This is a genomic window from Zemynaea arenosa (assembly GCF_004614185.1).
GTDB classification, from domain to species: domain Bacteria; phylum Pseudomonadota; class Gammaproteobacteria; order Burkholderiales; family Burkholderiaceae_D; genus Telluria; species Telluria arenosa.
In genome coordinates this window covers 1-3,639 of the sequence record NZ_SPVF01000102.1, presented here as the reverse complement: position 1 = coordinate 3,639, position 3,639 = coordinate 1, and the positions used below count along the sequence as shown (strand labels likewise).

The following is a 3,639-nucleotide window of genomic DNA, read 5'->3' as shown; positions in this document are numbered from 1 at the left end:
CCCACGCGCTGGCCGAGTCTGCTGCCGCCGCCCGCATCGAAGCCGAACAAGCCGCCGTCGCCGCGGCCGAAGCGCGCGCCGCCGCCGAGCAGGAGAAGGCCGACCTGGCCCGCCAGCAGGAAGTGGCCGAGGAGATCGCCGCCCAGGCCGCCGTGGACAAGCGCAACGCCCAGCGCCTGCTGCTCGAAACCGCCCAGGCGCACGCCGAGATGCAGCGCAAGGTCGCCCTGACCACGCAGGAGATGGCGCGCGCGCGCCAGGAACTGCTCGAGCTGGAGCAGCGCCGCGCCACCGCCGAAGCCGCCGCCCTGGCGGCCCTGCAAGGCAAGATCGAGACCGAGCGCGTCGAGTGCCAGCTGGCCGAAGAGAGCAGTGCCGAAGCCGAGCAGCGCGCCGCCTCCGCCACCTTGGCCCGCGAAGTCCTGCACCGCCTCACCAGCGCCTGACCGGACAATTCCGCAGCGCCCCCCATAACGCCTTATTCTCCATAACATTATCAAACCGGTCCCACCGGGGACGTACCCCGCCCCCGGAGCGGGGACGTACCCTGTCACCCAACCGGTTAGAAACGCTTAACCCGTCTATGTCGGGAATGGGGACGTACCCCGCTCTGGGAAGAGGGACGGACCCCGGCTGAGGGGTGTAGGATAAGCAGCAGGCTGATCAGTGGGGGATCGGTATGAAGGCGGTGCTGGGGGGAATCGCGCTCGCGCTGGCGGCGACCAGCGCGCTGGCGGAGGAGCTGGTGGTGCTGGTCGATACCGGCACGGAGATGCCGATGGCGCGCTTCGAGCGCGGGCGGCTGGCCGCGGGCATCCATAAAGATATCGGCGATGCGCTGGCGGGCGCCCTGCAGCGGCAGGCGCGCTTCCTGGCGCTGCCGCGCAAGCGTCTCGTGACGGCCCTGGCGGCCGGCCAGGCCGATGTGCTGTGCAGCTACCGGCAGGAGTGGCTGCCTGGTCCCTTCGGCTGGTCGCAACCCTTCATTCCCATCGACGAAGTGCTGATCGCGGACCGCGGCGTGCCGGCCCCGCGCGCCGTCGCCGACGTGGCCAACCAGCCGGTCGGCACCGTCCTCGGCTTCGCGCACCCGGAAATGACCGAGCTGCTGGGCACCGGCTTCGTGCGCGAGGACAGCCCGAGCACGGAGGCCAACCTGCGCAAGCTGGCCGCCGGCCGCATGCACTATGCGCTGATCGGCCGCACCTTCCTCGACTATCATCGCAAGACCGGCGACTTCACACTGCCCATCCATCCACCGCTGCCGGTGCGCAGCTACATGGGCCAGTGCGCGGTGTCGTTCGCGGGCCGCCTGCCGCTGGCGGAGGTGGACCGCGCCATCAGCCGCCTGCGCAAGGACGGCCGCATCGACGCGATCCTCGCCCGCTACCGCTAGCAGCGAGGCCTACGCTGCGCGGGCGCCAACGGCAGCCAGATGGCCGAGCCGCCAGGCCGGCCGGTGGCTGCGGCCCGCAGCACGCCCGCGCCGTCAGGTCACACGTTGTCTTCCACCTTCGGCACCGTGCTCCCCGCGGCCAGCGTGATGCGGGTCTTCTTCAGCAGCGGCGCGGCGGGCTTCGACCCATCGGCATTCAGCGGCTTCACCTTGTGGAAGGTGACTGTGAACGCTTGCGCCGTCACCTCGGCCAGCGCGAAGCCCTGCGCGTCGTGGTCCACATACGCGAAGTCCGGATTGTTCACCCGGATCAGGCCATCGAAGGCCTGCGGCGTGGCCACCAGCGCCGTCAGCGGCGTGCCCTGCGCCCCATCGCGCAGGTAGTGGTAGAACGAGTCGCTGGAGACGCCCGCGCACACGAAGTCCACCGCGACCGGCGTGCCCGTGGCCGGATCGTTATTGTCCCGCACCACGCCGCACTGGAAGGCATGCAGGTCGCCCGTGATGGCGACCACGTTGCGGATCCCCTGCGTCTTCAGATAGGTCATGAGTTCCGCCTTGTGCGTGGGGTAGCCGTCCCACACGTCCGCATTCACGATGTAGACGTTGTTGTAGGGCGGCGGCGCCACTGTGCGCAGATCGGCCCACATGCGGTTCAGCGTGACCTCGTTGCCCCACACCTTCCACGTCGATGTGGAGGCTTTCATGGTGTCCTTCCACCACTGCGTCTGGGTCGGCCCGAGGATCGACGGCGGGCGCTTGAGCGACACCGTGTCCAGCTCCTCGAACTGCTTGAGCAGCGGCTGCGGCACGAAGTAGCGCGAGCCGACCTTGTCGTCGCCCTTGGCCTGGTCGTGCCCGAGCAGCAGAGCCAGGCCGCTTTCGGGAATCACGTGGTCGTCGCGGTACAGGCGCTGGTCCGTCATCACCAGGTGCATCAGGCTCCCGAAGCGGAAGTCGCGGTAGATGCGGATGTTGTCGTAGGCCGCGTTCTGCAAGTCGAACGACACGTCGCCGAAATCGACCGGCATGTATTCGGCCCAGGCCTGGTTGGCAGCGCGCCGCCGCGCCGTCTCGCGCGGGTTGGCGTTGGTGTAGGTCTGGTGGTCCTGCCAGCAGTCGTCCGAGAATTCGTGGTCGTCCCAGATCGCGATCATCGGATAGCGCGCGTGCACGGCCTGCAGGCGCGGGTCGGTGCGGTAGGTGCGGTACAGGGTGCGGTAGTCGGCCAGCGTGTTCGCAACCACGGCCGGCCCCTGCTTGAGGCCATCCGGCAGGGCGATCGCCGCATGCGCCGGCTCCGCGCGCCCGCTCTGGAAGGCCGCGCCCACGCTCTCATAAATGTAGTCGCCCACGTGGACCACGAAGTCGAGGTCCTCGGCCAGCATCAGCTCCAGCGCGCCCCAGTGGTTGATGCTCCAGTCCTGGCAGGTCATCCACGCGAAGCGCGCCTTGGCCGGCGTGGAGGAGGGGGCGGGCGCGGTCCGCAATTCGCCGATCACGCTGGAATCCTGCCCCGCCACGAAGCGGTAGAAGTAATGCGTGCCTGGGCTCAAGCCGGTGACCTTGGCGCGCACCGTGTGGTCGTAGACGCCGGTGGCAGCCAGCTGCGCCGACGCGGCCAGCGTCTCGAAGCGGTCGCTGGCCGACACCTCCAGCCGCAGCGGCACATCGGCCGTGGACGGGCCGCGCGAAAGGCAGCGGGTCCAGAACACGGCGCTGGTGTCCTTCGGATCGCCGCTGGCCACGCCCTGCGGGAACATGTAGCTGCCGCGCGGGCTGCCGTCATTGCCATCGTCGCCGCCGTTGCCACAACCAGCCAGGCCGGCGCTGGCGCCGACCACGGTGAAATACATCGTGCTGCGTAAAAAGCTGCGGCGGTCCATCCAGGTCTCCTTGAGTTTGTCTTTCGGTCAAGCTTATCCCTCACCTCCGTGATGGTATTGTTAATTTATGACAAAGAGATTGCGGAAAGACGCCAGCGCCGCTTGGCGCCGCGCAAGGGCAGGGCAGGGTGAAAGAGGTAGCCGACCGCAGCGGCTCAATGGTGCCGGTGATTGTGCGCCGGCCCGCGCGGCCGCAGGTTCTCGCGGCAGATCGGCGTCAGGCGCCAGACCAGGCGGGTGATGTCGTCGTCGGTGAGGGCGGCGCCGAACAGGAAGTCGCCGCGGCTGGTGTGCAGGCGCAGCCGCCCGGGACCGAGCCCGAAGGCCGCCAGCCAGCCCGCCCGGGACGCCCGGCTC

3 protein-coding genes and 1 pseudogene are annotated in these 3,639 nt (G+C 69.1%); 2 read left to right on the top strand and 2 right to left on the bottom strand.

Translation table 11 applies throughout. From position 1 onward, the window contains the following. Together E4L96_RS23590 and E4L96_RS07400 are read left to right on the top strand one after the other, a co-directional pair. Positions 1 to 446, top strand: a pseudogene (locus tag E4L96_RS23590) (hypothetical protein); the annotation flags it as partial. A gap of 233 nt (positions 447 to 679) precedes the next feature. Further along, entirely contained in the window at positions 680 to 1,396 is a 717-nt protein-coding gene (locus E4L96_RS07400) for a substrate-binding periplasmic protein (RefSeq protein WP_135206573.1), read from the top strand. A 98-nt stretch (positions 1,397 to 1,494) separates the two neighbouring features. Here the strand turns inward: E4L96_RS07400 and E4L96_RS07395 are convergent, their stop codons facing one another. After that, positions 1,495 to 3,282 carry an alkaline phosphatase D family protein gene (locus E4L96_RS07395; protein ID WP_135206572.1) on the bottom strand — a complete coding sequence of 596 codons (1,788 nt, stop codon included), beginning with the start codon at positions 3,280 to 3,282 and terminating at the stop codon, positions 1,495 to 1,497. Positions 3,283 to 3,437: 155 nt separating this feature from the next. After that, the coding region (locus E4L96_RS23585) for a hypothetical protein (protein WP_167758625.1) at positions 3,438 to 3,639 on the bottom strand (202 nt) is incomplete at its 5' end.

Bases quoted from the DNA above. Each gene is read 5' to 3' on its own strand.
- E4L96_RS07400 (WP_135206573.1), top strand. From the start codon at position 680: ATGAAGGCGGTGCTGGGGGGAATCGCGCTCGCGCTGGCGGCGACCAGC.
- E4L96_RS07395 (WP_135206572.1), bottom strand. From the start codon at position 3,282: ATGGACCGCCGCAGCTTTTTACGCAGCACGATGTATTTCACCGTGGTC.